This is a genomic window from Amycolatopsis sp. NBC_01286, from assembly GCF_035982555.1.
Lineage (GTDB): Bacteria > Actinomycetota > Actinomycetes > Mycobacteriales > Pseudonocardiaceae > Amycolatopsis.
In genome coordinates this window covers 4143044-4167430 of the sequence record NZ_CP108428.1, presented here as the reverse complement: position 1 = coordinate 4167430, position 24387 = coordinate 4143044, and the positions used below count along the sequence as shown (strand labels likewise).

Sequence of the window (24387 nt, the reverse complement as noted above, 5' to 3'; positions counted from 1 at the left end):
GAGTAGCTGCCGTGCGGGATGGCGCTGATTCTATGAATCAAATTCGGGTTCGTCACCTTACTCACCAGTTGTGTCCGGCGTGTCCCTCGACCGGCCATCCGCCGCGTTAGCCTCGCCGCATGATCACCACTGGGGCGTTGACCGAAACCGACCGTGTGGCCTGGGAAAACCTGTTCGCCGGCTACAACGAGTTCTACGGCAGGCCGCTCACGCCGGAGCTGGCGGATCGCGACTGGCGCGAGTTCTCGACCGGCGAGCGGATGCACGCGCTCGGCGCGCGGCTCGACGGCGAGCTCGTCGGGATCACGCACTTCCTGACGCACGCCAGCACGACGTCGGGCGACGTCTGTTACCTGCAGGACCTCTTCACCGCGCCCGAAGCCCGCGGCCACGGCGTCGGCCGGGCGCTGATCGAAGCCGTCGCCGGCTGGGCGCGGGCCCGGGGTTGCGTGCGCGTCTACTGGCACACGCAGACGTCGAACGCGACCGCGCGCCGGCTCTACGACCAGGTCGCGCTCGACAAGGGGTTCATGCAGTACCAGATCCCGCTCGGCTAGCGGCGGTGCCGGCCACCGCCGCCACCGCGGTGGTGGCCGTGCCCGCCGCCGTCGTGGTGACCGCCGGACCACGCCGACTGCCGCGACGAGGCGGATTGCCGTTGCGAGACCGACTGCCGTTCCGAAACCTGCTGCCGTTGCGAAACCTGCTGGCGCGACGGACTCGAGGGCTGGGCCGAGTGCCGATCGGCACCGGCGGCCCAGTCCGGGAGTTCGTGCCGCACCGGCGCCACCTGGTTCGACGGCGCGGCGGTGTTTCCGGCCGGCTTTCCGGAATTCGACGGCCGGACCACGGCCGCGGGAATGATTCCGCCGAGTTTCGATTCCGGCACCACGGATTCCGGTGGCGCCACGACGTCCGCCGGCGACGGCGTCAGGGCCAGCGGCACGGGTTCGAGACCGACGGGCGGCCAGACCGCGCCCGCGGCGTGCTCGAACGGCTGCGCCGCCAGGGCCGCGACCCCGCCGGTGATCGCGAGCGCCCCGGCGACGACCGAGAGCGCCCGGACGCGGGCGAGCGAACGCAGCACCGGTGACCGGCGCCGGTGCCGCGACGGCGGCGACTCGAGCGCGTCCTGCCAGCTGTCCGACCTGACCAGCAACTCGGCCACGCTGACCTGCTCGCGGCGCGGAGCCCGACGTGTCATCAAACCCTCCACCCTGGGTCGACCGGACGGTGGCGACGCGGCCGGTCGAGGCGATCTTAGGAATGACCGGGGGCCGTGTAAAGGATCCGCGCTCAGGACAACCGGCCACCGCCGTCGACGTGCAGGGTCGTCCCGGTGATGAACGGATTCGCCAGCACGCTCAAGGTGGCCGCGGAGATATCCGCCGTGGTGCCGACCCGGCGCGCCGGATTCGATTCCGCCGTGCGGCGGAAGAAGCCGTCCTTCGCTTCGCCGAGGCGGTCCCACGCGCCCGAGTCGACGATGCCCGGCGACACGGCGTTGACGCGGATCGGCGCGAGGTCCACCGCGAGCGCCTCGGCCAGGAACGCGACCGCGCCGTTCGTCGTGGCCATGACCGCCCGCTCGGGCTGCGGGCGCCACGCGGCGACGCCGGAGAACAGCACGATCGCGCCCCCGGCGCGGAATCGCGGCGCGAAGTGCTTGGCCAGCAGCAGCGGCCCGATCACCTTGGCGTCGAACGCCCGGGTGATTCCGTCCCGCTCCAGTGTCGCGACCGGCCCGTTCGCCGGGGCCGCGGCGAGGGTGACCAGATAATCGAGTTCGCCCACCTTCCCGGCCAGCGTTTCCAGCGATGATTCGTCCCCGAGATCCGCGAATTCCGCGCGTATTCCCGGCTCGGTGAAACGCTCCGGATTCCGCCCGGCGAAGACGACTTCCGCGCCCGCCGCGTGCGCGTCCGCCGCGATCCGGCGGCCGATCCCCGAACCGCCGCCCACGATCACCAATCGCTTTTCCCGCAATGACATCAATGACACCAATGACATCGTCGTGCTCCTTTCGTCTCGCACACCGGGTTCAGCGCACGGCGGCGCCGGATCCATCCCGTCGCGATCCGAAGGTTTTCGATGGCTGCGATAGAATCGGCGAATGCCTACGCTGCGCGCGCTGGAGTGCCTGGTCGCCGTGCTGGACGCGGGGTCGATCACCGAAGCGGCCGCGCGGCTGCACCTGTCGCAGCCCGCGCTGTCCCACCAGATCGGCGCGCTCGAGCGCGAACTGGGCACGCCCGTGCTCGAACGGCTGCCGCGCGGGGTCCGGCCGACCGCGGCAGGCCGGGCGGTCCTGGCCGACGCGCGCGCGGCGCTGGCGGCGGCCGAGCGGGTGGTCCGCACCGGCCGCGCGGTGGCGGACAGCGGTGCCGGCACCCTCCGGATCGCGTGCGCGGAGTCCATGACCGCCGGGCTGCTCGCGCCGGTCCTGCGCGCCTGGCACCGGCACCGGCCGGGCGTGCTGATCACGCTCACCGAGACGACGAGCGCGGACGCGCTGGTCGCGGCGTTGGAGGCGGGCGAAGCCGACGTCGCGGTGGGGCCGCGGCCGAGCCGCTGGACTGGACACACCGAGGTGGTGGGGCGCGAGGAGATCGTCCTGGCCCTGGCCACCGACCACCCGCTCGCCACCCGCGCGTCGGTGCCGATCACGGACCTGGCCGGGCTGCCGGTGGTCCACTACCACCGGGACAACGGCCTCGGCGGCTGGCTGGACGAAGTGGTGGCGGAGCACGGCGTGGTGCTCGACGCGGTGATGCGGACGAAGCAGGCGGCGACGGCGGCCGAGCTGGCCGCGGCGGGCCTGGGGGTCGCCCTGGTCCCGACGACGGCGCTGACCCGCACGTTCGCCGGGGCGCTGCGGCGGCTGAAGCCCGCGCCGCACCGCGACGTCGTCACTTTCACCGTTACGCCGTCGGATTCGCTCGTCCGGCGGTTTCGTTCGGACGTGCGTCACCGCGGGATCACCGTCCCGGCCGCGCTACTGGACAAACTCTCCTGAGTGACCCGTTAAATCCTGGTGAATGTGACAGATTCCCTACGAAGGTTTTGTGCCAACAGGACGAACTTCTCCGTCGCGGCCGGATTTCGCTGTGCCATTCGCCAAAGTTTGCTTCCATCGGATAGCTTGCTCCTACCGGCCAGTACCGGCGGTGGGGCCGATCGGGTGAGGGCGATCAGCGAAGATCGAGGGAAGCGGGGACGACCATGCCGAAGCACCGGCCACGTCGCAAGAGCGCGCGTTCCGTTCGCCGGACCGCCGCCGCGCTCGCCGGTGGCGCGCTCGTCGTGCTGCCCACGCTGACCGCGGGCGGCCTGCCCGCGCCGGTCGTCGTGGCGAACACCGGGGACGCGCTGCTGCCGGGTCAGGCCGCGCCGCTGCAGCAGCCGAACATCGTCATGCCGCCGGTCGCGGTCGACGGCAGCCTGCCGCAGCCGCCCGTGCCGATGCCGCTGATCGTGCCGGGCGGGCACGCCGGCTCGGCGGGCATCTCCGGGCCGCTCGGCATCCCGGCCAGCATGCTCAAGGCGTACAAGAACGCCGCCGACATCCTGAACAAGGAACAGCCGGGCTGCCACATCGACTGGGCGCTGATCGCGAGCATCGGCCGCATCGAGTCGAACCACGCCCGCGGCGGGTACGTCAACGCGGCCGGCGACACGCTGGAGCCGATCCTCGGCCCGGTGCTCAACGGCGCGGGCGCGTTCGCCGCGATCCCGGACACCGACGGCGGCAAGTACGACGGCGACGCGCTGTGGGACCGCGCGGTCGGCCCGACGCAGTTCATCCCGGCGACCTGGCGCGGCTACGCCTCCGACGGCAACGGCGACGGCGTCTCGAACCCGAACAACATCTACGACGAGACCCTGGCCAGCGCGCGGTACCTGTGCTCGGGCGGGCTCGACCTCTCGACGGACGCCGGCCAGCGCGTCGCCGTCCGCCGCTACAACAACTCCCAGTCCTATGTGGACACTGTGCTGGCGTGGGCCACGGCCTACCGCGGCGGGGTGGCGCAGCTGCCCGACAGCGACGTCCCGATCGGCACGCCGAGCGCTCCGGACAACGCCGCGGCCGGCGGTCCGGTCGGCGTCCCCGCCCCGCCCGCTCCGCCGGTGGTCACCGGCCCGCCGGGGTCGCTCCCGCTGCCGGGCACGTCGACGACGCCGACCACTTCGACGTCCCCGACGTCACCGGCGACGTCGACCACCCCGACGACGTCGACCCCGCCGGCCTCCACCACGCCGACGACGCCCACCACGCCGCCGTCGACCACGAGCACGACCACCCCGCCGCCGTCGACCACGGCGACGACCCCGGCGGACTCGGCGGAGACGCCCACCGAGACCACCACCACGACCAGCCCGACGGGCTGAGCGCGGTGGAGCCGTTCCTGGTGCACATCCGCTGCGACACCGACGGCTACACCCACGCCGTCACCGAGGACGAGTTCGCGACGGGCCGCCACGGCGGCCGGTTCCGCGCGATCTGCGGGCACGTCGTGCTGGCGGCCCCGATGATCGAGGCCCCGGGCCGCTTCGACCCGACGTGCCGCGACATCCTGCGCGGCGACACGACGCCGGCCGAGCCGTCGGTCCCGGCCCAGGAACGCCGCCGGTCACGGTGGCTGCGCACCACGCGCCGCTAGACCTCGGTGCCGCTGGTCGTGAGTGGCAATGCGGGTTCTAACCCGAATTACCACTCACGAGGGCCTGGATGCCGTCGAGCATGCGGTGCAGCCCGAACTCGTAGGCCGCTTCGCCCTGGGCCGCCGCCGTCCCGTCGAAGCCGCCGCCCAGCCAGGCGCGGTTGATCGCCGGGTGGCCCTCGACCGTGAAGTGGTTCTCCCAGAACGACGACCGCTGGTGCCACCAGGCCTCGGTGGACTGTCCCGTGCTGCGCTCCAGGCGCGTGTTCTCCGCGCCCATGGCCGCGTTCGCGTCGACGTACGTGCCGATCCCGTTGGCCGCCGCGACGGCGTCCCGCGGCGGCAGGCCCAGACCGTCCATGATGGACAGCAGGTACTCCTGGCCGGCCAGCTGCCCGGGGCCCAGCGGCGGCCGCACCCGCGAGACCTCGCACAGCCACGGGTGGTCGCGGTAGGCGTCGCCGGTCCGCGACGCGTACAGCGCCACCTGCTCGCGCCAGCCGGCCGGGCGCGGCTCGCCCGGCCCGGGCAGCCGCCGCTCGACGAGCACGTCGTCGACCATCAGGTCCACCAGCTCGGTCTTGCCCGGCACGTACGTGTAGAGCGTCATCGTGCCCGCGCCGAGCTCCTTGGCGACGCGGTGCATCGACGCGGCCGCGAGCCCGTCGGCGTCCGCGACCGTGATCGCCGCCGCGACGATCCGCTCGACCGTCAGCGTCGGACGGCGGCCCCTCGTCGGTTCGGCACCGCCGCCCCGGGCGCGCCAGAGCAATCCGAGCGTGCGGTCGATGTTCTCGGCACCACTGCGTTCGGCGGTCATGCGCTCCCCTCGCTCCTCCCGGATCCTACCGGCGAACCGCCCTCACCTGGCACTTCAGGACGTTGGTCCCGTGAATCCGGACGCGCGTCCACCTACCCTGGACCACATGACCGGACGCAAGCCGCCCAAGGTCTCCTTCCGCTGGTGGGTCGACCGCCAGATCAGCGAAGCGCGCGACCGCGGGGAGTTCGACGACCTGCCCGGCACCGGCAAGCCGCTGCCGCCGCCCACCGGCAACGACGCCGCGACCGACTGGGTCCTGCGGCGGGTCCGGGCCGAGGGCCACGACACCGCGGCGTTGCTGCCGCCCGCGCTCGCGCTCAAGCGCGAGGTGCAGGACCTGCCCGGCACCGTCGCCGGCGAGCGGACCGAACGGCGGGTGCGGGAGGTCGTCGAGGACCTCAACGAACGGATCCGCCAGGCCTACCGCAACCACCTGTCCGGGCCGCCGCTCACCGTCGCGCTGGTCGACGTCGAGGAAGCGCTCGAAGACTGGCGCCGGTCACGCGCCACGCCGTAACCACGCGCGTTCCGCCGCGCTCCACGCGGTCGTCGTGAGCAGGTAGATCCCGGCGGCCTGCGGCACGACGAGCGTCGCTAGCACCGTGCCGTAGGGCAGCAGCCGCAGCAGCTTCCCGCCCGGCACGTCGGCCGCGCCGGCCTCGCGCTGCCGGTCCTGCCAGCGCACGGAGAACCACGCGACGACGGCGAGCCCGGCCGCGATCACGAAGACGAGCGGGCTGCCGGCCAGGCCGTGCGCGCCCAGCGGCGTGCCGAACAGCGTCGCGCCGAGCAGCGAGTTGGGCTCGCCGCCGATCGTCGCCGTCGTGAAGACGCGGTACATCACCATGAAGAACGGCAGCTGCGCCAGCATCGGCAGGCAGCCGACGAACATCGACGTGCCCGACTCCTGCTGCAGCTTCGTCATCTCCGCGGCCAGGCGCTCCCGGTCACGGCCGTGCTTGGTCTGCAGCGCCTTGATTTCGGGCATCAGGACCGCCCGGGCGCGCTCGCCGCGGGCCGCCGCGCGGGCGAACGGGTGCAGCAGCAGCCGCACAGACAGGGTGAAGCCGGCGATGGCCAGGGCCGCGGCGAGCGGGCCGGTGAACGCCGTGGCCGCGAGCAGCCAGTGGATCAGGTGGTACGCGCCGGAAACGGGCACGTCGAGAAAGCCGAACATGGGCAGCACTCCGCATGAGTGAGAAGGAGAAGGGCAGGCGGAATGGCTGCGTGAAAGGGTTTTACGCAGCCAGGCTGCGGAAACCGGGTGCTCGTGGCCTGCTGCGTCCGGGTGCGCCTGGGTCGCGGAGCCGGATGGACTCGGCCCGGCGGGCGCGGCGGCGAGCGGCGGCGACACGGCTGCGCGCCGGCACCGACCAGAGCGCGAGCTCGCTGCGCTGCGTGCTGCCGACCAGCAGGACGACCAGGAGGCTCGCGGCGGCGAGGGAGGCGAAGGCGACCAGCGCGGTGGGGCTGATCAACGCGGGGAACGCCAGCTCGAGCAACGTGTTCACGGCGGCCGTCCCCTTCCTTCCGCTCCCAGCGTAGCCGAAGTGCTAACAGCCCGATGGGCTGTAACCTGGTTCGATGAGAGGCCCTTTCCTCGCGGTGCCGATTCTGGCGCTGCTTCTGCTGTTCACCGTCCCGTGGTGGACGCTCGTTCTCGCGCCGGAGTGGGGTACCGCGGGCTTCGTCGCCGGCACCGCGCTCTTCGCGCTGGGCCTGGTGACGATGCCCGTCGCGATGGTCTTCGGCCACGGCAAGCGCCAGCGTGACGGCGGTGCCCGCCTCGGCGACACGCTGCTCGCCGTCAGCTGGGTGCTGTTCACGTGGTCCGTGCTGAGCCTGGTGCTGCGCGTCGCGCTGCTCGGCGTCGACGACCCGGCGCGGTCGCGGATCGTCGCGGGCGCGGCGGCGCTCGTCGCCGTCTCGTTGCTGGTGTACGGCAACCGCGTCGCGATGCGCGTGCCGCCGGTGAAGGCGACCGACGTCGTCATCCCGCGGCTCGGCCCGGCGCTCGACGGCCTGCGCGTCGCGGTGCTGACCGACACCCACTTCGGCCCGATCGACCGCACGAAGTGGTCGGAGAAGGTCGTCGCGGCGGTGAACGCGCTGGACGCGGACGTCGTCTGCCACGCCGGCGACCTCGCGGACGGCTCGGTGGCGCGGCGCCGCAAGCAGGTCGACCCGCTCGGCGGCGTCCAGGCCAAGCTCGGGCGGTTCTACATCACCGGCAACCACGAGTACTTCGGCGAGGCGCAGGGCTGGCTCGACCACATGGCCGGGCTCGGCTGGGACCCGCTGCACAACCGCTCGACGCTGCTGGAGCGCGGCGGCGACCGGATCGTGTTCGCCGGCATCGACGACCCGACGGGCGCGTCGTCCGGCCTGCCCGGCCACGGCCCCGACCTGCCCGCGGCGCTCGACGGCGTGCCGTCCGAAGTGCCGGTGGTGCTGCTCGCGCACCAGCCGAAGCAGGTCGTGCAGGCCCGGGAAGCGGGCATCGACCTGCAGATCTCCGGGCACACGCACGGCGGCCAGATCTGGCCGTTCCACTTCCTGGTGCGGCTGGACCAGCCGATGCTGTCCGGCCTCAAGCGGTTCGGCCCGACCCAGCTGTACAACAGCCGGGGCACCGGGTTCTGGGGCCCGCCGTTCCGGGTCTTCGCGCCCAGCGAGATCACGCTCCTCACGCTGCGCCGCGCCTGAGTCAGGCCGCCTCGACCCCGGGGCGGCCTCTCTCCGGCATCACCGACAAGTTTTTTTGTCTTGACAGTTTTTATACTCGGATGTCAGGCTGTGCGGCATGACCACCACCCTGAGCCCCGCCCGCACCGCCGCGACGCCGGACGGCCGGACCCGCGCCCTGCTCGCCTGCGGCGTCCTGGCCGGGCCCGTCTTCGTCCTGACCGGGCTGGTCCAGGGCCTGACACGAGCGGGCTTCGACCTCACGCGGCACCCGGCGAGCCTGCTGTCGAACGGCTCGCTCGGCTTCATCCAGATCACGAACTTCCTGGTCAGCGGCCTGCTGACGATCGCGGCCGCCGCCGGGATCCGGCGGGCGCTCCCCGGCCGGTGGGGCCCGGGACTGCTCACGGTCTACGGCGTCGGCCTGCTCTGCGCCGGCGTCTTCCGGGCCGACCCGCAGGACGGCTTCCCGCTCGGCACGCCCGCCGGGCCGCCGGCGTCGGTGAGCTGGCACGGCACGCTGCACTTCGTCTGCGGCGGCCTCGGCTTCGCCGGCCTGGTCGCGGCGTGCTTCGTCATCGGCTCGCACCTCACGCCGGGGCGGGCCTGGTACGCGCGGATCACCGGCGTGCTTTTCTTCCTCGGCTTCGCGGGCGTAGCGTCCGGTTCGACGAGCCCGGCCGCGACGCTCGGCTTCTGGGCGGCGGTCACCGTCGCCTGGCTCTGGCTCGCGACGACGTCAGCCCACCTGGCGCGGCGCTGAAACCCCTACCGGACAAGGAGAAGTCCCCATGAGCACGACGGTTTCCGCCGACGGCACCAAGATCGCCTACACCCGCGCCGGGTCCGGCCCCGCGCTCGTCCTGGTGGACGGCGCGATGTGCTACCGCGGGTCGTCCCCCAACGACGACCTGGCGAAGGAGCTGGCCGCGCACTTCACGGTCTACACCTACGACCGCCGAGGACGCGGCGAGAGCACCGACACGACGCCGTACGCGGTCGAGCGCGAGGTCGAGGACCTCGACGCGCTGGTCGGGGAAGCGGGCGGTTCGGCGCTGCTGTTCGGCATCTCGTCGGGCGCCGCGCTGGCGCTGGAAGCGGTGGACCGCGGGCTCCCGGCAACGAAGCTGGCGCTGTACGAACCGCCGTTCATCCTCGACGACACCCGCAAGCCGGTCCCGGCCGACTACGCGACCCGCCTCGACGAAGCCGTGGCGGCGGGCAAGCGCGGCAAGGCGGTCAAGATCTTCATGAGGGAGGGCGTCGGCCTGAGCGGCGGCGTGGTCGCGATGATGCGGATCATGCCGTTCTGGTCGAAGCTCAAGCGAGTGGCCCACACCCTCCCGTACGACACGGCGGTGGTGGGTGACCACCAGTCGGGTGCCGCGCTGCCGTCCCCGGCGTGGCCGCAGGTGAAGATCCCCACGGTGACCATCGACGGCGGCAAGAGCCCGGAGTGGATGCGCAACGGCGTGGCGGCACTGGCGAAGGCCCTGCCATCGGCGGACTACCGGACCCTGGCGGGCCAGACACACATCGTGAAGGCGGCGGCGCTGGCCCCGGTGCTGAGGGACTTCTTCCGGAGCTAGGAGAGCACCCGCGCCCAGACGGGAAATGGCGGCGGCTCTGGCTCGTCCACCCCGTCCGGCGCGTCCTCCAGCTCACTCCAGAGAACGGCGCCCGGATGCGGGTCGGCGAGGAACGCGTCGACGATTGGCGTCAGGTCGCCGGCCAGCCGATATGAGCCGCCGAAGGGCAACGCCTCCGGGGCACGCGAGGAGACCGAGCACCGGAGCGCCCCGACCTGCTCGTCGTGCCAGACGTAGAGGGTCACGCCGGTCAGGCGGCCGGCAAGCACCTCGGTGAGCGCTTCGAACGCGGCAACGACCTCCCCGGTGGGCACCGCCACCGGGCCGGCGCTCAGCGACCAGGTGTTGTGCCGCGCTTCCGCGATGGGATCCGCGGGCTCCACCAGGAACTCCTCGGCGCCCAGCTCGGCGATCCAGGTCAGCAGCACGCCGGAAGTCTGCCATCGCCGCGATTACCGGTGGACGGGCCCGGGAACATGGTCACCATGAGCCCGTCCATCCGGATCGTCGAAGCCGACATCACCACCCTCGACGTCGATGTCGTCGTCAACGCCGCCAACTCCTCGCTGCTGGGCGGGGGCGGCGTCGACGGGGCCATCCACCGCAAGGGCGGGCCCGCGATCCTCGCCGCGTGCCGCGAACTGCGGGCCGGGCACTACGGGCGGGGGCTCAAGACCGGGCAGGCCGTCGCCACCACCGCCGGGAACCTGCCCGCGAAGTGGGTCGTGCACACCGTCGGGCCCGTATGGTCGACCACCGAAGACCGGTCAGGACTCCTCGCCGACTGCCACCGGAACACGCTGAAGGTCGCCGGCGAACTCCAAGCCAAGACCATCGCGTTCCCCGCCATTCCACCGGGATCTACCGCTGGCCGATGGAGTCCGCCGCCGAGATCGCGCTCGCCACCGTCCGCGCCGCGGAGACCGACGTCGAGGAGATCGTCTTCGCGCTCCGCGGCGAAGAGGCCATGGACGCGTTTCGCGCGTGTCACAACTCCCTTGCCTGAGCGATCAACGACCGGGCAAGGTGCAGGCGTGCCCACTCGCGCTCTGGTCTTCGACTTCGACGGCACGCTCGCCGACACCGAGTCCGCCGTGCTCGCTTCCTGGCAGGAGACCTTCCGCGACCACGGCGTCGAGCTGCCGCTCGAAGCCTGGTACGCCGTGATCGGCACCCAGCACACCACGGACGCGATGTTCGCCCTGCTCGCCGAGCGGGTCCCGGGCGTCGACACCGAGGCGCTGCGTCCCGTCACCAGGGCCCGGGTCCTCAAGCTCCTCGAAACGCTCGGGCCGCGTGACGGCGTCCTCGGCTACCTCGACGCCGCGCGGGACCACGGCCTGAAGCTGGCCGTCGCGTCCAGCTCGTCCGGGGGCTGGGTGCTCCCGCACCTCGAACGGCTCGGCATCGCGGGCTACTTCGACGCCGTCTGCACCGGTGACCGGCACGCCGCCAAGCCCCGGCCCGACCTCTACCTCGCCGCCCTCGACGCGCTGGGTGCCAAAGCCGGCGACGCCATCGCCTTCGAGGACACCCCGCACGGCGTGACCTCGGCCAAGGCGGCCGGGCTGACCTGCGTCGCGGTGCCCAACGCGATCACCGAGAGCCTCGACTTCGGCGCGGCGGACGTCGTCCTGCCGTCCTTCACGGCGAAGCCGCTCGAGGCGCTGCTCAGCCGTTAGGCAGCGACGCGACCAGCCGGTCCAGGAACGGCAGCTGGCCCTTGAGGAGCTTCTCCCGGGCGACGTCGAGGGTGAACCACTCGACGCGGTCCAGCTCGGGGAACTCCTGCTGCTTGCCCGACCGCGGGGGCCACTCCATGGTGAACGTCCCGGGCACGACGGCCGCCGGGTCGAGGTCGGCCTCGACCGCCCACGCCGTGACGACCTTGCCGCCCGACTGCTTGATTTCGCCGAGCGGCACGTAGTCGCCGTCGGGCGCGGGCAGGCCCAGCTCCTCCCGGAACTCGCGGCGCGCCGCGTCCTCCGGGGGCTCGTCCTCGTCGAGCTCGCCCTTCGGCAGCGACCACGAAGCCGCGTCCTTCTTCGCCCAGAACGGCCCGCCCATGTGCCCGAGCAGCACTTCGACGTCGTCGCCCCGCCCGCGGTGGAGCAGGAGCCCGGCACTGCGTTTGCCCGCCATCGGCCCAGTCTGCCGAAACCCGTCCGCGGCTCAGAAGCCGCCCTGGGCGGCGGCCAGGTCGGATCGCGCCATCACGTGTTCCATCAGGCTGGTCAGCACCTGCTTCGTCGACTCCCGCTCGCGCGCGTCGCACAGCAGCAGCGGGACGTCCATGCCGATGTCGAGCGCCTGCCGGACCTCTTCGGTGCCGTAGCGGTAGCCGCCGTCGAAGCAGTTCACGCCGACGACGAACGGCAGGTTGCGGCGCTCGAAGAAGTCCACCGCGGCGAAGCAGCTGTCGAGGCGCCGGGTGTCGGCCAGCACGACGGCGCCGAGCGCGCCCTCCGCCAACTCGTCCCACATGAACCAGAACCGGTCCTGCCCCGGCGTGCCGAACAGGTACAGGATCAGGTCGGGGTTGATCGTGATGCGGCCGAAGTCGAGCGCGACCGTCGTGGTGGTCTTCTGCTCGACGCCCGAAAGGTCGTCCACGCCCTCGGACGCGGTCGTGATGACTTCCTCGGTGCGCAGCGGCGGCACTTCGCTCACCGAACCGACCATCGTGGTCTTGCCGACCCCGAAGCCGCCGGCGATCAGCACCTTGACCGCGGTCGCGGTCAGGTTGCGCCGGGGTTCAGAGTTTCCGGATGCCATCAAGAACCGCCTGGAGTACGTGTTTGTTGGGGGTTTCGTTCACCGGCGCCGCGGTACGGAACAGCACCAGGTTCTGCTCGATGAGGTCGCTGAGCATCACCTTGACCACGGGCAACGGCAGATCGACCCGCGCGGCCACCTCGGCCACCGAGACCGGCCGCTGGCACAGCGCGACGATGCGGGCGTACTCCGGTTCGAGCATGCCCGCCTCGTGCGCCGTGCGCAGCGCGACGACCAGGGTGATGAGGTCGAGCCCCAGGGTGTCGGACCGCGTGCGCCCACCCGTGACGGCGTAGGACCGGACCAGGGGGCCGGCCTCGTCGTCGAACCAGGCTTCGTGCTTGGCACTCATGTCGTCGTGGGCAGGACGCCGGCGCCGGTCCGCGGGGCCGAGGTGAGCACCTGGCCGACCCGCTTCACCATCAGGTTCATCTCGTAGGCCACGAGGCCCATGTCCGCGTCCTCCCGGGCGAGCAGGGCGAGACAGGCACCGCGCCCGGCCGCCGTCACGAACAGGAACGCGTGGTCCATCTCGACCATCGTCTGACGGACGTTACCGCCGCCGAAGTGCCGCCCGGTACCGCGCGCGAGGCTCTGGAACGCCGAAGCCACCGCCGACAGGTGTTCGGCGTCCTCTTCGGTGAGGTTCCCGGACCGCCCGATGAGCAGGCCGTCCGAGGACAGCACCACGGCGCGGTCCGCTCCGGCGACCCGCTTGACGAGGTCGTCCAGCAGCCAGTCGAGCTCACTGACGCCTGAGTTGGCCATTACTCGCGCTCTCCGTACGTGTCGTCGTTCTCGGCTGGTTCCGCGTCCCGGGCCCGGCGGGTGCCCTGCTGGAACGCGGACAGCCGACTGCGGGCTGCTTCCGGTGAGTCGAGCCGGACCTCTTCCCGCTCCTGCTGTGCGGGCCTATCTTCCCTCAACTGGGGAACGAGGCTCTGCTGACGTCGCCGTTGCGGCAGCGGCGGGCGGCCGGGGGCCTCCGGACGCCGTGGCTGCTGGGGCCGGGATTCCGACACCGCGGGCCGGGGTTCCTGCCGGGGCTCCTGCGGCGGCCACACCGGCTGCTGCGCGGCCGGGCGGGCCGGGCGCGAGCGGACGGGCGGCGCGGGCGGCCGGGCCGACGCCGCCGGCTGGGCCTGGGTCGGCTGGCTGGACGGCTGGCTCACCGGCTGGATCTGGGTGGGCTGGCTGACCGGCTCGGAGACGGTCCCGACCGGCACCGGCGTCGGCTCGGACGGCGGCTGCGCCGGGGCCGGCGCGATCACCGGGGCCGGCTGCGTGGGCATCGGCGGCGGGTCGGTGCGGTGGCGGGCCGGCCGGCGCGGCTGCCGCCGCAGCTGCCGGACCTCGTCGTTCGGCGGCTCGGTCTCGCCCGGGTTCGGCACCAGTTCCGGCTTCGGCGGGGTGATCGGCTGCTCCGGCTCGAGCTCGGCGAGCGGGGCGAGCAGGTCGGTGCGGACCAGGACGATGGCCCGGGTGCCGCCGTAGGCCGACTCGCGCAGGTGCACCTGGATGCCGTGCCGCGCGGCCAGCCGCGCGACCACGAACAGGCCCAGGCGCGGCTCGTCGGACAGCGCCATGATGCCGAAGTCCGGCGGGGCGGCCAGCAGCGTGTTGATCTCTTCGGTCTGGTCCGGCTCGAGCCCGAGGCCCTGGTCCTCGACCTCGATGACGACGCCCTTGCCGACCACGTTGCCGCGGACCTCGACCCGCGACTGCGGCGGCGAGAACGACGTCGCGTTGTCGATCAGCTCGGCCAGCAGGTGCACGAGGTCGCCGACGACCGGGCCGCGGATGGCGATCTGCGGCAGCGCCGCAGTCTTCACCCTGGCGAAGTCCTCGGTCTCGGCGGACGCGCCGCGGACCAGCTCGGCCAGCCCGACCGGGTTGCGCCACTGCCGGCCCGGCTGCCCGCCGCCGAGGATGATCAGGTTCTCGGCGTTGCGGCGGGCGCGGGTGGAGAGGTGGTCGAGCTGGAACAGCGTGTCCAGCTGCTCCGGGTCCTCCTGCTTGCGCTCGGCCTGGTCGAGCACCTTGAGCTGGCGGTGCACGATGACCTGGCTGCGGTGGGCGATGTTGAGGAACACCGCCTTGGTGCCCTCGCGGATCTTCGCCTCGTCGATGGCGGCCGCGATGGCGGTCTGCTGCGCCTTGTTGAACGCGTCGGCGACCTGGCCGATCTCGTCGGTGCCGTGGTCGAGGAAGTGCCCGCCCTCCTCGAGGTCGACGGGCTCACCCGCCTGGACCCTGGCGACCAGCTCGGGCAGCCGGACCTCGGCCGCGTCGAGGGTGTCCTCGCGCAGCCGGTGCAGCCGGCCGATGAGCCGGTTCGACAGCCGGACGGCGACGAAGACGACGAAGACCGCGAACAGCACGGCGATCACACCGGCGATCAGCGACTCGGTGAACGTCGAGTCGGCGTCGTCGATCGCGGCCTGGCTCGCGCTGGCGCTCTGCGCGACGAAGATGCCCGACAGGGCGTCGCCGACCTGTTTCGCGGCGGCGCGCCACTGGTCCTGCGCCACCGGCAGCTTGGTGAGGTCACCGCGCAGGAACGCGGTCTCGACCTGGTTCACGACCTGCCACGGCTGGCTGGCCAGCAGCTGGTCGTACTTGGCCTTGACGTCGGGGATCATCTTCGGCGCCGACGCGTCCAGCTGCGCGTGGTAGGCACCGACCTGGCCGACGTAGGTGCGGAAGTCGTCGTTCGTCAGCCCGCCCGCGGCCAGCCCGGCGGCCGCGAGCGCGTCACTGCGCTGCATCGCCTCCGCCGCGGTGAACATCGGGATGGCGGTCAGCCGGTCGAACGCGTTCTGCGCGCCACGCGCGTTCTGCGCCAGCCCGGCCAGGCCGTCGGTGAACTGGTCGATGATCTTGTTGTAGAAGCTGAAGGCCTGGCTGATCTGGATCTGCCCGCTGTCGACCGCCTGGCGCGTCTGCGGCAGCTGCTGGTAGAGCCCGAAGAACGTGGTGATGTTCTTCTGGACGCTCGGCGGGGTGTCGTCGTAGCCGGCGAAGCTGTCCTTGAGGTACTCGATCGTCTTCGCGGCGTTCTGGTCCGTCTTCGGGCGGACGGCCGCGAGCACCGCGCGCTGGTTGCCCTGGCCCGCGAGCAGGCTCAGGGTCGCCAGGCGCTCCTGCTGCAGCGCGCCGAAGAACGGGATCGACGGCGCTTCCGAGCCGCGGATCCGGTTCACGTAGTCACGGCCCGTGACGGCGTCGTAGATCAGGTAACCTGCGAGAGCCACGCCGACGAGCAACAGCGCGACACTGGGGATGAGCGCGATCGTGAGGACGCGCTTCCGAATCGAGGATCCCCGGTTGCGTCGAAGAGAAATCTGCTTCACCTGGGTCCGTTTTCCTTCCGGCAGTACATGGTTTCGGGTCGCCCGAGGCGGTCAACACCCGGATTCCGACCAGCCGGATCAACATCACCGTGGTCTGCTTCGCCCGCGACGACGTTAGGCAGCCCTTCAGGGCACGTCAAGTCCGCGGCGATAACCGTGATCTTGGAAACGGTGACCTGCTCACACTCGTTGCCCGTGCTTGGAAAGTCCACCACCGAAAGTCGTGACGTTCGTCCCAGGGCGGCTTCCGTTTCACGCCACGGGCGCACGCTGTGATCGGGCGCGGTCGAACCAGTCGCCGCACCAGGGTGCGCTACGTACAGCGGCGCCGAATCGTTCGGTGAGAAACATCACGAGTGTGCCACGACCAGGCCACATCGTCACTTCGTTCGGGCCCACGGGCCGCCGGAAAGCGAAAATGCGCAAGATTCGCGAGCGGCGCCACGGATTCACCGGAGCGCGGGCCGGAATTCGCGCCATTCCGCGCATCGTGAGTTCGACCGGCCCGCGACAGGCCCGGAACCGGTTCCGGAAGTCGATACCGCAGCACTGCTCCGAATGGAATAGCGCGTCGTCGAAGAATTCGATTACCGGACGGCGATGAGACAGAGCGTTCTCTACACTCGGGGCATGAGCACCACGACCACCGGACGCCGGTCCGCGGCCCGGGACCGCCTGCTGGAGACGGCGTCGCGCGTCTTCTACACCCGCGGGATCCACGCCGTCGCCGTCGACGAGGTGATCGAGGCGGCCGACGTCAGCCGCGCCACCTTCTACCGGCACTTCCCCGGCAAGGAAGACCTGGTCGAGGCCTACCTGGCGGCGGAGGACGCGGCGATCCGGGCGCGCGTCGCGGAAGCGGCGGGGGCGGACGTGGCGCCGGCCGAACTGGTCAAGCTGCTGGTGCTCGGCATCGGCGACGAGATCTGCGGACCGGGGTTCCGCGGCTGCCCGTTCATCAACGCCGCCGCCGAGTACCCCGACCCCGACCACCCGATCCGCCGGGTCGTGCACGAGCACCGCACCTGGTTCCGCGAGTCGATCGCCGGGATCCTCGGCGCCACCGGCCACCCGGCACCCGGGGAAGCCGCCCGGGAGCTGACGCTGCTGCGCGACGGCGCGATGGTCGGCGGTTACCTCGAAGACGCGCCCGCGGTGCGCGCGAGCCTCATCCGCGCCGCCGAGGCCGTCGTCGGCGGCTGAAGTCCTTTCACCGCAAGGGTTTCCTCAGCCCGGGAACTCGTCGGCGAGGGTGTTCCAGAACTGCAGCTCGTAACTCTGGAACAGCCGGGCGCAGAGCAGCGCCTCGTGGACGTCGAGGCGGTGCGCGTCGATCCCGGCCTGGATCGCGGCGAGCGCCTGCTGCTCGATCTCCGGGATGTCCGCGGCGAAGAAGTCGAAGAACGCGCAGGCGGCGTCGTCGAACCCGTAGTGCTCGCGCATGCCGGCCGCGACGTCGGCGCAGTACCGGCCGAAGGCGGCGAAGTTGGCGAAGATCCCGGCCGTGGCCGCCGCCTGCTCGCCGTTCAGCACCAGCCACGCGACGTAGGCCGGGTACGCCTGGCAGCCGGCGCGCGGCTGCTCTTCGCCGTGGTCTGGACCAGCCGCCGCGATCAGCGCGTCGAGCATCAGGTGCGCCTGCTGCTCCCCCGGCGCGAGCCCGCCGAAGAACGTGCGCGCGTTCGGCTCGTCGGCCCGTGCGGCCAGCGCGTGGAAGCTCCGCCAGTCACTGAGCGTGATCCGTTTCTCCTCCGCGGCGAGCGCGGCGAACACCCGCCGCGGCGCGCGGCCGGCGGTGATCAGCGGGACCAGCCGGTTGTCGTCGTCGCGCGCGGCGAGCCCGGCCTGGATCTGGTCGAGCAGTTCACGAGCCTGCCGGGTCATCGGATCCCCTGTCGTGCGCCGGACGTGGCCCGTCCATTCAAGCGAAGTTCGCGGCCCGGCGCCCGCGTGCGCTGGGTCCGGTCGTGAGGAGCTGACCGGCCGAAACCGGATTAAGGAGACATTTGACCTGGCCGCGATTCTCTATCCACCAGCCTGCGGAGCCCCTAAAGTGTGGCCATCCGGACCACCAGGAGGCCAGTGTTGACCACCCCGTCCGTCGCCGAGCAGACCGAAGGTCAGACGATCCCGCGCCTGCTGCACCGCAACGCGGTCACCTACCCCGACCTGCCGGCGATCACTTCGCTCGACATCGAGGGGCAGCCGACGCTCAGCTGGCTGGAGTTCCGCACCGCGATCGCCGAGGTGTCCCGCGGCCTGGCCGGGCTCGGGCTCGCCCCGCGCGACCGGCTGCTGATCATGGCGCCCGGCTGCCCGGACCACATCATCGCCGACCTCGCCGCGACGCACCTGTCCGCGATCCCGTGCACGGCGTACGCCACGCTCAGCCCGGACCAGATCCGGTTCGTCGCGCTGCACAGCGCGGCGCCGGTCGTCGTGCTCGGCGGTGAGACCGAGCTGGCCCGCTGGCGGCCGGTGCTCGACGACCTCCCGGCGCTGCGCCACATCGTCGTGATGGACGAGACGGCGATCCCCGAAGGCGACGACCGGTTCGTCTCCCTGGCCGACCTCCGGGCGCGCGGGCGGGACGCGCTGGCCGCCGACCCCGAGGTCTTCGAGCAGTCCTGGCAGGGCATCAAGCCCGACGACCCGCTGTCGATGATCTACACCTCGGGCACCACCGGTGACCCGAAGGGCGTCGTGCTGTCCCACCGCAACGCGATCCACCAGGCGTACGCGGTGACGGAGCTGCACCACCCGCCGATGCACGCGACGAACATCGCGTACCTGCCGCTCGCGCACATCGCCGAGCGGGAGCTGTCGGTCTACCTGCCGATCGTCTGGGCCGGGCACGTGCACACACTCGCCGACCCGTCCGGCGTGGTCGGCGCGCTCGGCAAGGTGCACCCGCAGAGCTTCTTCGGCGTCCCGCGTGTGTGGGAGAAGATGGTCGCCGGGCTGAAGAACATGCTCGGCGGCGTGCCAGAAGACCGGCGAGCGGCGTTGCTCGCGGCGAACGAGCTGCTGCAGCAGGGCTACAAGCTGCGCAGCGCCGGCAAGGAGGTCCCGCCGGAGCTGGCCGAGCGGATCAAGCAGACCGACGCGGCCGCCCTCGCGCCGGTGCGGGCGCTGCTCGGGCTGGACCAGGTGCTCGTCGCCTCCAGCGGCGCGGCCGCGCTGCCGGTGGAGATCATCTACTTCCTGGCCGGTCTCGGCATCGAGATCGCCGAGGTCTGGGGCCTGTCCGAGACGACCGGCGCGGCGACGTCGAACTCGGGTGCCGCGTTCCGCGCGGGCAGCGTCGGCAAGCCGCTCGCCGACGTCGACGTGCGTGTCGCCGACGACGGTGAGCTGCTGGTCCGCGGCCCGATCGTGTTCCTCGGCTACCTGCAGGAGGACGGCACGATCGCCGACGCGACCGACGCCGACGGCTGGTACGCCACCGGCGACATCGGCACGATCGACGAAGACGGCTTCGTGACGATCACCGACCGCAAGAAGGAACTGATCATCACGTCGAGCGGCAAGAACATCGCCCCGACGCGGATCGAGGGCCTGCTCAAGGAGCACCCGCTGATCGGCCAGGCCGTCGCGATCGGCGACGACCGGCCCTACGTCACGGCGCTGCTCGTCATCGACGACGAGATCGCGCCCGGCTGGGCCGCGGCCAACGGCGTCGACGCGAAGCCGGACGAGCTGGCCGACCACCCGGCGGTGCGCGCGGAGCTGGAGCGCGCCGTCGAGTCGGCCAACAGCCGGCTGGCGCGGATCGAGCAGATCAAGCGCTACCACGTGCTGCCGAAGACGTGGACGCCCGAGTCGGGCGAGCTGACCCCGACGTTGAAGCTCAAGCGCCGCATCATCAACGACCGCTACTCGGCCGACATCGAGGCGCTCTACGCCGCCGCCCGCAACCCGGAACCCGCCGCCGGCTCTTGACCCCGAAGGGCGTCACTTTCACGTGAAAGTGACGCCCCCAGGTGGTCACTTTCACGTGAAAGTGACGCCTCAGGCGGTGCGGGGCGAGGTGTCGGTCCACTTGCGCAGCCGCGGCGGGACGCGCTTCTCCAGGCCGTAGTTCTCCAGGTGCGCGCTGAAGACCTCGTCGAAGGCCTTCTGCACCGTCTCGGTGTCCCACACCGGGCGCTCCAGGATCGGCTGCTTGAGGAACGGCTGGCCCATGACGTGCAGCTGCGGGCCGTTGCAGCGGATCATCTGGCCGGTGATGCCGTCCGAGCCCTCGCCGAGCAGGAACAGCACCACGGGCGCGATCCGCGACGGCGTGCGGTCCGGCGGGCAGGCGCGCAGGGAGCGTTCGGACTTCCACACCATGCGCGTGTGCGCGAGCGGGCAGACGGCGTTGACGCGGATGCCGACGTCTTCGAGGTCCAGCGCCCACGAGTAGGTCAGGGACGCGACCGCGCCCTTGCTCGCGGCGTAGACGCCGAGCTTGCGCTGGCCGAGCGAGGCGCCGGAGGAGATGTTGACGATCGAGCCGCCGGTGCCCGCGTCGACCATCGCCTTGATCGCGGCGAGGCCGGTGTTGACGACGCCCAGCACGTTGACCTGGACCAGCTCGCGGGCCTGCTCGGCGTCGTCCTCCCAGGGCAGCGCCTCGTAGTTCAGCCCGGCGTTGTTGACGAGCCCGTCGATGCCGCCGAACTCCTTGACGCAGCAGTCGATGATCTCCTGCGCCTCGGCGGCGTCGGCCACGCTGTGCCCGCTGGCCACGGCCCGGCCGCCGTGGTCCCGGATGGTCCGGGCGGTCCGCTCGGCGAGCTCGACGTCGATGTCGTTGACGACCACCGCGCCGCCGGCCCGCGCGATGTGCACCGCGAACGCCTCGCCCAGCCCCCGCCCGGCGCCGGTCACCACGACCGCCTTGCCCTGCATCAAGTCGTCCATCGTCATCTCCCCGATCTGCGGCGCCGTCGGCGCGGCGGCCCGTCCACCCCGGCCGGTCCTGGCTCCAGTCTTCGCCCGTTCGGCCCAACGGAGCATCGCCGCGACGACGAGCGGCCGCTGCCCTGCGCCGAGCGAGTCCGGTTCGATCAGCCCGGAGATACCCGCGCACCGGTCACGGCCACCGTCCGCCGCCGGTCAGGCGGTGTAACCCGATCGGTTCGAGGAGGCGGTACCGCGTCGTTGCGCCTACGTCGGCGAGTAGCCGACGGCATACTGTTAGTGGTCCCGGGAGCGCGGGTGTGACGCCCCCGGACCGGATCGTCACTGACGAGGCACAATGCGGGGCGATCCATATTCACTCGATCGGGGGACGGTGGTCAGAAGGTGACGACGCGCGCGACACCCCGGTTCCGGGCCGTCCTCGCCAACCGCGAGTTCCGCGCGCTGTGGTTCGCCGAGACGCAGTCGATGCTGGGCGACCAGCTCACCATCGTCGCGCTGGCCATCCTCGTGTTCGACCGGACCGGGTCGCCGCTGCTCTCGGCCGTCGTCTACTCACTGACGTTCCTGCCCGCGCTCGCCGGCGGCCTTGGCCTGTCCCAGCTCGCCGACCGCTTCCCGCGGCGGGCGGTGCTGGCCGCCGGGTCGCTCGCGCAGGCCGTGCTGATCGGCCTGATGGCCGTCCCCGGCCTGCCGATGGGCTGGCTGTTCGTGCTGTTCGTCCTCGCCCGGCTGGCGAACGCGCCGGGCAACGCCGCGCAGAACGCGCTCGGCCGGGAGATCTTCACCGACGACGACGTCTACCTGCAGAGCCAGGACCTGCGCGGGATCACCAACAACACGGCCATGCTGGGCGGCCTCGCCGTCGGCGGCCTGCTGGTGACGACGATCGGCACGTCGTGGGCGCTGGCGATCGACGCGCTGACGTTCCTGGTCGCCGCGGCCGCGGTTCAGCTGCTGGTGCTGCGCCGCCCGGCCGCCGGCGACGGCGGCGCCCCGTGGTTCGGCGCCATCCGGCAGGTTTTCGGCGACGAACGGCTGCGAGTGCTGCTCTACCTGTCCTGGCTGGTCGGGCTGGCGGTCATCCCGGAGGGCCTCGCCGCGCCGCTCGCCGCGCAACTGGGCACGGGTGAACAAGCCGTCGGCTGGCTGCTGGCCGCCGACCCGCTGGGCTTCGTGGTCGGCACGTTCGTGCTGTCGCGGTTCGTCTCGACGGAACGCCGCCGCAAGCTGCTGGGGGTGCTGGCCGCGCTGCCGCTGGCCGCGCTGGCGGCCTTCGCGCTGCGGCCGGGGCTGGCGACCGCACTGGTCCTGCTGGCGCTGGCGGGGGCGACGGGTGCCTACGTCATCACGGTGTCGGCCACGTTCATCACGTGGGTCCCCAACGACATCCGCGGCAGCGCCGGCGGGCTGTACCGGACCGGGCTGCGGGTCGCCCAGGGGCTGGGCGTCGGGATCGGCGGGCTGGTCGCGCAGTGGGTCGGCTCCGCGAACACGACGATCGCGCTCGCCGGTGCGGTGGGCCTGCTGCTGGCCGTCCCGGTCGCGCTCGCCTGGCGCCGGGTCGACGGGCCGGAACCACCGCCGTCATGAGCCGGGGTGAAAAGGTCTGGTTTCAGAGGTCACGGTTCGCCATCGGAAGCCACCTCTCCGTGAAGTCAAGATCGTGAATGGGATTCGCACTCGTCACAGGTCGCGGTTGCGCACGGGAGCCACCTCTCGGAGTAATCAAGGGACGACAATTAGCCGACGGATCAGAGATCGCGGTTGCTCAACGGTGCCACCTCCGTGTGGGGAGCCTGAAGATGCTTTTGGGCCGCGTTCCCGGCGGATACGACGGGGACCCGGCAGTTCCGTTGCTGTCGGATGATACCCGGCGGCGGAATGCGTGAACCACTCTGGCAGGTACCGATGAGATTACTCAAGACCCCAAGTAGGCTGGAAAGGAGGTGACCAATTGCATCCCGGACCAGACGACGCCCCGACCGCAGGCCGCCGCGCACCGCGGCCCGCGTCGTCGCGCGCGGAACCGGACCAGGTGGCGACCACTACCAGTGGTCCATCCGGGACACTCCGGCGCGACCACCCGTACTCGCCGCGCAACTGGGCGCTCTGGCGCCGCCGTCCGCGGGTGGTCGCCTTCATCCTCGCCAGCGAGGCGATCGCCGTCGCCGTCCTCGCTTTTTCGCTCACCCGTTCCCCGGCATTGGTGCCGCGCGACTGGATCAATTTCGCGATTCTCGCCGCCGGCGCCACCATTCACATCCAGCTGACCCAGCGGCAGGAAGAAAGACGCCGGAACCGCAAAAAGACGGTCCTCATCGACCTCACCGCGGTGTGGACCTTTTCGGCGGCGATGATCCTTCCCCCGCTGTTGATTCTGCTGGTCATCTTCGTCATCCGGCTGCAGCACTGGTTCATCGCCCGGCGGCCGGCGCACAACTTCATTTTCTCGTCGCTCACGCACGGCCTCGCGGGGGTGCTCGCGCACCTCACCTACGTCGCGCTCGGACCGCACCTGCTGGGCCTCGGCTGGGGCGACTTCCTGTACGAGTTCGCCACGATCGTCATCACCGGCGCGATCTACGAGGCGATCCAGATCGTCTACGTCGGCGGGGCGCTCGCGCTCGGCATGTCGTCGGAGCCCACGGTTCGCAACGTCCTCGGCAGCCCGGCCGACAACATGCTCGAAGCGATCACCATCGGCCTCGGCGCGGTGACCGCGATCCTGCTGGCGGTGGTGCCGCCGATGGTCGCGGTGATGGCCGTGGTGACGGTCGTGTTCAATCGCCTGGCCGAACTCGACCAGCTGCAGAACGACGTCCGGACGGATCCGAAAACCGGCATTCTCAACATGCGCGGCTGGTCGGAGACGGCGGAGCGCGCACTGGAACGGACCGCGCGTTCGAGTGATCAGCTGGCGCTGCTGATGGTCGATCTCGACCACTTCAAGTGGATTAACGACACCTATGGACACCCGGCGGGTGACGACGTGCTGCGCACTGTTGCGCAAACCCTCGACGAGGTGACCAGACCGAGTGACTCGGTGGGCCGTTTCGGCGGCGAGGAATTCCTCATTCTGCTACCGGACATCGACGAAGAGGCCACGCACGACGCCGCCGAGCGCATCCGCATCGCGATCGCCAAGCTGCACATCGTCACCACCGACAAGCGCGGCGACCCGGCCACGATCGCCGACCGCACGACGTCGATCGGCGTGGCCCGGTACCCCAGGCACGGCGACACGCTCGACCGGCTCCTGCAGGCGGCCGACGCGGCGGTCTACCGGGCCAAGGAAAGCGGCCGCGACCAGGTGAGCTTCGCCCCGGACACCCCGGACGAGCTACCCGCGTCCTGACGGCCGGGCGCCCAGCCGGACCGTGAGCTGGGCCTTCACCAGCACCTCCGCCGTCGACCCCGGCGCCGCCGGGGTGAGCCGCAGCCGCTCGCCGCGGTAGCCCGCGGACTCCAGGCGCAGCACCCGGGCGCGTTCACCGGATTCCGGGAGAGGGGTCGCCGCGCGAATGTCCCCTCCTCAGCCGACCACCGGAACAACCCACGCGGCCGCGACCCTCAGGGCGACTGGCCCAGCC

The 24387-nt window shown here is 71.6% G+C and carries 27 protein-coding genes and 1 pseudogene; 14 read left to right on the top strand and 14 right to left on the bottom strand.

The window, feature by feature from the left end:
- Window positions 1-119: 119 nt before the first annotated feature.
- Window positions 120-557 (top strand): GNAT family N-acetyltransferase, encoded by a 438-nt coding sequence (locus OG570_RS20220; RefSeq protein WP_326944039.1) that lies wholly within the window; start codon window positions 120-122, stop codon window positions 555-557.
- Here OG570_RS20220 and OG570_RS20215 read toward each other — a convergent pair.
- Window positions 554-1204, bottom strand: coding sequence for a hypothetical protein (locus tag OG570_RS20215; RefSeq protein WP_326958348.1), 651 nt, complete (start codon window positions 1202-1204; stop codon window positions 554-556). The two genes, OG570_RS20220 and OG570_RS20215, sit on opposite strands and share 4 nt — an antisense overlap.
- A 92-nt stretch (window positions 1205-1296) precedes the next feature.
- On the bottom strand, window positions 1297-2067 hold the full coding sequence (locus OG570_RS20210; protein ID WP_326958346.1) for an SDR family oxidoreductase: 771 nt from the start codon (window positions 2065-2067) through the stop codon (window positions 1297-1299).
- Window positions 2068-2113: 46 nt separating this feature from the next.
- Here OG570_RS20210 and OG570_RS20205 point away from each other — a divergent pair, with 46 nt between their 5' ends.
- The 3 genes from OG570_RS20205 to OG570_RS20195 all read left to right on the top strand — a co-directional run bounded on the left by OG570_RS20205 (window position 2114) and on the right by OG570_RS20195 (window position 4661).
- Window positions 2114-3016, top strand: a complete 903-nt coding sequence (locus OG570_RS20205; RefSeq protein WP_326958344.1) for a LysR family transcriptional regulator — start codon at window positions 2114-2116, stop codon at window positions 3014-3016.
- A gap of 206 nt (window positions 3017-3222) precedes the next feature.
- The gene (locus OG570_RS20200) at window positions 3223-4389 is read left to right on the top strand and encodes a lytic transglycosylase domain-containing protein (protein WP_326958342.1); all 1167 of its coding nucleotides are present in this window, start codon (window positions 3223-3225) and stop codon (window positions 4387-4389) included.
- 5 nt (window positions 4390-4394) lie between these two features.
- Entirely contained in the window at window positions 4395-4661 is a 267-nt protein-coding gene (locus OG570_RS20195; RefSeq protein WP_247056913.1) for a hypothetical protein, read from the top strand.
- Between the two features lie 37 nt (window positions 4662-4698).
- Here OG570_RS20195 and OG570_RS20190 read toward each other — a convergent pair whose 3' ends face one another.
- The gene (locus OG570_RS20190) at window positions 4699-5481 is read right to left on the bottom strand and encodes a TetR/AcrR family transcriptional regulator C-terminal domain-containing protein (RefSeq protein WP_326944044.1); all 783 of its coding nucleotides are present in this window, start codon (window positions 5479-5481) and stop codon (window positions 4699-4701) included.
- 106 nt (window positions 5482-5587) lie between these two features.
- Between OG570_RS20190 and OG570_RS20185 the strand changes: the two genes are divergently transcribed.
- Window positions 5588-6001 (top strand): J-domain-containing protein, encoded by a 414-nt coding sequence (locus tag OG570_RS20185; RefSeq protein ID WP_326944045.1) that lies wholly within the window; start codon window positions 5588-5590, stop codon window positions 5999-6001.
- Here OG570_RS20185 and OG570_RS20180 read toward each other — a convergent pair.
- Window positions 5984-6661: a YidC/Oxa1 family membrane protein insertase gene (locus OG570_RS20180; protein WP_326958340.1), complete on the bottom strand. Its 678-nt coding sequence runs from the start codon at window positions 6659-6661 to the stop codon at window positions 5984-5986. The genes OG570_RS20185 and OG570_RS20180 overlap by 18 nt on opposite strands.
- A 61-nt stretch (window positions 6662-6722) precedes the next feature.
- A complete protein-coding gene (locus OG570_RS20175; RefSeq protein WP_326944047.1) occupies window positions 6723-6995 on the bottom strand; it encodes a DUF6412 domain-containing protein in 273 nt (90 codons plus the stop codon).
- A gap of 73 nt (window positions 6996-7068) precedes the next feature.
- Here OG570_RS20175 and OG570_RS20170 point away from each other — a divergent pair, with 73 nt between their 5' ends.
- The 3 genes from OG570_RS20170 (at window position 7069) to OG570_RS20160 (ending at window position 9758) form a co-directional block, all read left to right on the top strand.
- On the top strand, window positions 7069-8190 hold the full coding sequence (locus tag OG570_RS20170) for a metallophosphoesterase (protein ID WP_326958338.1): 1122 nt from the start codon (window positions 7069-7071) through the stop codon (window positions 8188-8190).
- Between the two features lie 97 nt (window positions 8191-8287).
- On the top strand, window positions 8288-8932 hold the full coding sequence (locus OG570_RS20165; protein WP_326958336.1) for a DUF998 domain-containing protein: 645 nt from the start codon (window positions 8288-8290) through the stop codon (window positions 8930-8932).
- 28 nt (window positions 8933-8960) lie between these two features.
- The gene (locus tag OG570_RS20160) at window positions 8961-9758 is read left to right on the top strand and encodes an alpha/beta fold hydrolase (protein ID WP_326958334.1); all 798 of its coding nucleotides are present in this window, start codon (window positions 8961-8963) and stop codon (window positions 9756-9758) included.
- Here OG570_RS20160 and OG570_RS20155 read toward each other — a convergent pair.
- The gene (locus tag OG570_RS20155; RefSeq protein WP_326958332.1) at window positions 9755-10186 is read right to left on the bottom strand and encodes a hypothetical protein; all 432 of its coding nucleotides are present in this window, start codon (window positions 10184-10186) and stop codon (window positions 9755-9757) included. The genes OG570_RS20160 and OG570_RS20155 overlap by 4 nt on opposite strands.
- 57 nt (window positions 10187-10243) lie before the next feature.
- On the opposite strand from OG570_RS20155, the pseudogene OG570_RS20150 reads away from it, so the two are divergent.
- A pseudogene (locus OG570_RS20150) lies at window positions 10244-10764 on the top strand (O-acetyl-ADP-ribose deacetylase).
- 28 nt (window positions 10765-10792) lie between these two features.
- Window positions 10793-11440, top strand: a complete 648-nt coding sequence (locus OG570_RS20145) for an HAD family hydrolase (RefSeq protein WP_326958329.1) — start codon at window positions 10793-10795, stop codon at window positions 11438-11440.
- Here OG570_RS20145 and OG570_RS20140 read toward each other — a convergent pair.
- Genes OG570_RS20140 through OG570_RS20120 form a run of 5 tightly spaced genes read right to left on the bottom strand, consistent with a single transcriptional unit; the run spans window position 11430 to window position 15886 of the window.
- On the bottom strand, window positions 11430-11900 hold the full coding sequence (locus tag OG570_RS20140; RefSeq protein ID WP_326958327.1) for an NUDIX domain-containing protein: 471 nt from the start codon (window positions 11898-11900) through the stop codon (window positions 11430-11432). The genes OG570_RS20145 and OG570_RS20140 overlap by 11 nt on opposite strands.
- 30 nt (window positions 11901-11930) lie before the next feature.
- Window positions 11931-12533, bottom strand: a complete 603-nt coding sequence (locus tag OG570_RS20135; RefSeq protein ID WP_247056935.1) for a GTP-binding protein — start codon at window positions 12531-12533, stop codon at window positions 11931-11933.
- A complete protein-coding gene (locus tag OG570_RS20130; RefSeq protein WP_247056937.1) occupies window positions 12514-12885 on the bottom strand; it encodes a DUF742 domain-containing protein in 372 nt (123 codons plus the stop codon). The genes OG570_RS20135 and OG570_RS20130 overlap by 20 nt, the downstream gene beginning before the upstream one ends.
- A complete protein-coding gene (locus OG570_RS20125; RefSeq protein WP_247056939.1) occupies window positions 12882-13301 on the bottom strand; it encodes a roadblock/LC7 domain-containing protein in 420 nt (139 codons plus the stop codon). The genes OG570_RS20130 and OG570_RS20125 overlap by 4 nt, the downstream gene beginning before the upstream one ends.
- Window positions 13301-15886: a sensor histidine kinase gene (locus OG570_RS20120; RefSeq protein WP_326944054.1), complete on the bottom strand. Its 2586-nt coding sequence runs from the start codon at window positions 15884-15886 to the stop codon at window positions 13301-13303. Before OG570_RS20120 ends, OG570_RS20125 begins: the two co-directional genes overlap by 1 nt.
- Window positions 15887-16516: 630 nt before the next feature.
- On the opposite strand from OG570_RS20120, the gene OG570_RS20115 reads away from it, so the two are divergent.
- Entirely contained in the window at window positions 16517-17089 is a 573-nt protein-coding gene (locus OG570_RS20115) for a TetR/AcrR family transcriptional regulator (RefSeq protein ID WP_326958325.1), read from the top strand.
- 24 nt (window positions 17090-17113) lie between these two features.
- Here OG570_RS20115 and OG570_RS20110 read toward each other — a convergent pair whose 3' ends face one another.
- Window positions 17114-17770 (bottom strand): transcriptional regulator, encoded by a 657-nt coding sequence (locus OG570_RS20110; RefSeq protein ID WP_326958323.1) that lies wholly within the window; start codon window positions 17768-17770, stop codon window positions 17114-17116.
- A 198-nt stretch (window positions 17771-17968) separates the two neighbouring features.
- Between OG570_RS20110 and OG570_RS20105 the strand changes: the two genes are divergently transcribed.
- Window positions 17969-19828 (top strand): AMP-dependent synthetase/ligase, encoded by a 1860-nt coding sequence (locus OG570_RS20105; RefSeq protein WP_326958321.1) that lies wholly within the window; start codon window positions 17969-17971, stop codon window positions 19826-19828.
- A 69-nt stretch (window positions 19829-19897) separates the two neighbouring features.
- On the opposite strand, the gene OG570_RS20100 is transcribed toward OG570_RS20105, so the two are convergent.
- Window positions 19898-20794 carry an SDR family NAD(P)-dependent oxidoreductase gene (locus OG570_RS20100; RefSeq protein WP_326958319.1) on the bottom strand — a complete coding sequence of 299 codons (897 nt, stop codon included), beginning with the start codon at window positions 20792-20794 and terminating at the stop codon, window positions 19898-19900.
- A gap of 384 nt (window positions 20795-21178) precedes the next feature.
- Between OG570_RS20100 and OG570_RS20095 the strand changes: the two genes are divergently transcribed.
- Both OG570_RS20095 and OG570_RS20090 read left to right on the top strand, forming a co-directional pair.
- Window positions 21179-22387, top strand: coding sequence for an MFS transporter (locus OG570_RS20095; protein ID WP_326944058.1), 1209 nt, complete (start codon window positions 21179-21181; stop codon window positions 22385-22387).
- Window positions 22388-22751: 364 nt separating this feature from the next.
- A complete protein-coding gene (locus OG570_RS20090) occupies window positions 22752-24152 on the top strand; it encodes a GGDEF domain-containing protein (RefSeq protein WP_442788286.1) in 1401 nt (466 codons plus the stop codon).
- On the opposite strand, the gene OG570_RS20085 is transcribed toward OG570_RS20090, so the two are convergent.
- The gene (locus OG570_RS20085; RefSeq protein ID WP_326958317.1) at window positions 24138-24275 is read right to left on the bottom strand and encodes a hypothetical protein; all 138 of its coding nucleotides are present in this window, start codon (window positions 24273-24275) and stop codon (window positions 24138-24140) included. The genes OG570_RS20090 and OG570_RS20085 overlap by 15 nt on opposite strands.
- Window positions 24276-24387 lie beyond the last annotated feature (112 nt).

Coding starts and splice junctions, on each gene's coding strand:
- OG570_RS20135 (WP_247056935.1), bottom strand. CDS start 12,533: ATGGCATCCGGAAACTCTGAACCCCGGCGCAACCTGACCGCGACCGCG.
- OG570_RS20220 (WP_326944039.1), top strand. CDS start 120: ATGATCACCACTGGGGCGTTGACCGAAACCGACCGTGTGGCCTGGGAA.
- OG570_RS20125 (WP_247056939.1), bottom strand. CDS start 13,301: ATGGCCAACTCAGGCGTCAGTGAGCTCGACTGGCTGCTGGACGACCTC.
- OG570_RS20180 (WP_326958340.1), bottom strand. CDS start 6,661: ATGTTCGGCTTTCTCGACGTGCCCGTTTCCGGCGCGTACCACCTGATC.
- OG570_RS20110 (WP_326958323.1), bottom strand. CDS start 17,770: ATGACCCGGCAGGCTCGTGAACTGCTCGACCAGATCCAGGCCGGGCTC.
- OG570_RS20165 (WP_326958336.1), top strand. CDS start 8,288: ATGACCACCACCCTGAGCCCCGCCCGCACCGCCGCGACGCCGGACGGC.
- OG570_RS20140 (WP_326958327.1), bottom strand. CDS start 11,900: ATGGCGGGCAAACGCAGTGCCGGGCTCCTGCTCCACCGCGGGCGGGGC.
- OG570_RS20205 (WP_326958344.1), top strand. CDS start 2,114: ATGCCTACGCTGCGCGCGCTGGAGTGCCTGGTCGCCGTGCTGGACGCG.
- OG570_RS20190 (WP_326944044.1), bottom strand. CDS start 5,481: ATGACCGCCGAACGCAGTGGTGCCGAGAACATCGACCGCACGCTCGGA.
- OG570_RS20215 (WP_326958348.1), bottom strand. CDS start 1,204: ATGACACGTCGGGCTCCGCGCCGCGAGCAGGTCAGCGTGGCCGAGTTG.
- OG570_RS20185 (WP_326944045.1), top strand. CDS start 5,588: ATGACCGGACGCAAGCCGCCCAAGGTCTCCTTCCGCTGGTGGGTCGAC.
- OG570_RS20160 (WP_326958334.1), top strand. CDS start 8,961: ATGAGCACGACGGTTTCCGCCGACGGCACCAAGATCGCCTACACCCGC.
- OG570_RS20115 (WP_326958325.1), top strand. CDS start 16,517: ATGAGCACCACGACCACCGGACGCCGGTCCGCGGCCCGGGACCGCCTG.
- OG570_RS20130 (WP_247056937.1), bottom strand. CDS start 12,885: ATGAGTGCCAAGCACGAAGCCTGGTTCGACGACGAGGCCGGCCCCCTG.
- OG570_RS20210 (WP_326958346.1), bottom strand. CDS start 2,067: ATGGATCCGGCGCCGCCGTGCGCTGAACCCGGTGTGCGAGACGAAAGG.
- OG570_RS20200 (WP_326958342.1), top strand. CDS start 3,223: ATGCCGAAGCACCGGCCACGTCGCAAGAGCGCGCGTTCCGTTCGCCGG.
- OG570_RS20100 (WP_326958319.1), bottom strand. CDS start 20,794: ATGGACGACTTGATGCAGGGCAAGGCGGTCGTGGTGACCGGCGCCGGG.
- OG570_RS20170 (WP_326958338.1), top strand. CDS start 7,069: ATGAGAGGCCCTTTCCTCGCGGTGCCGATTCTGGCGCTGCTTCTGCTG.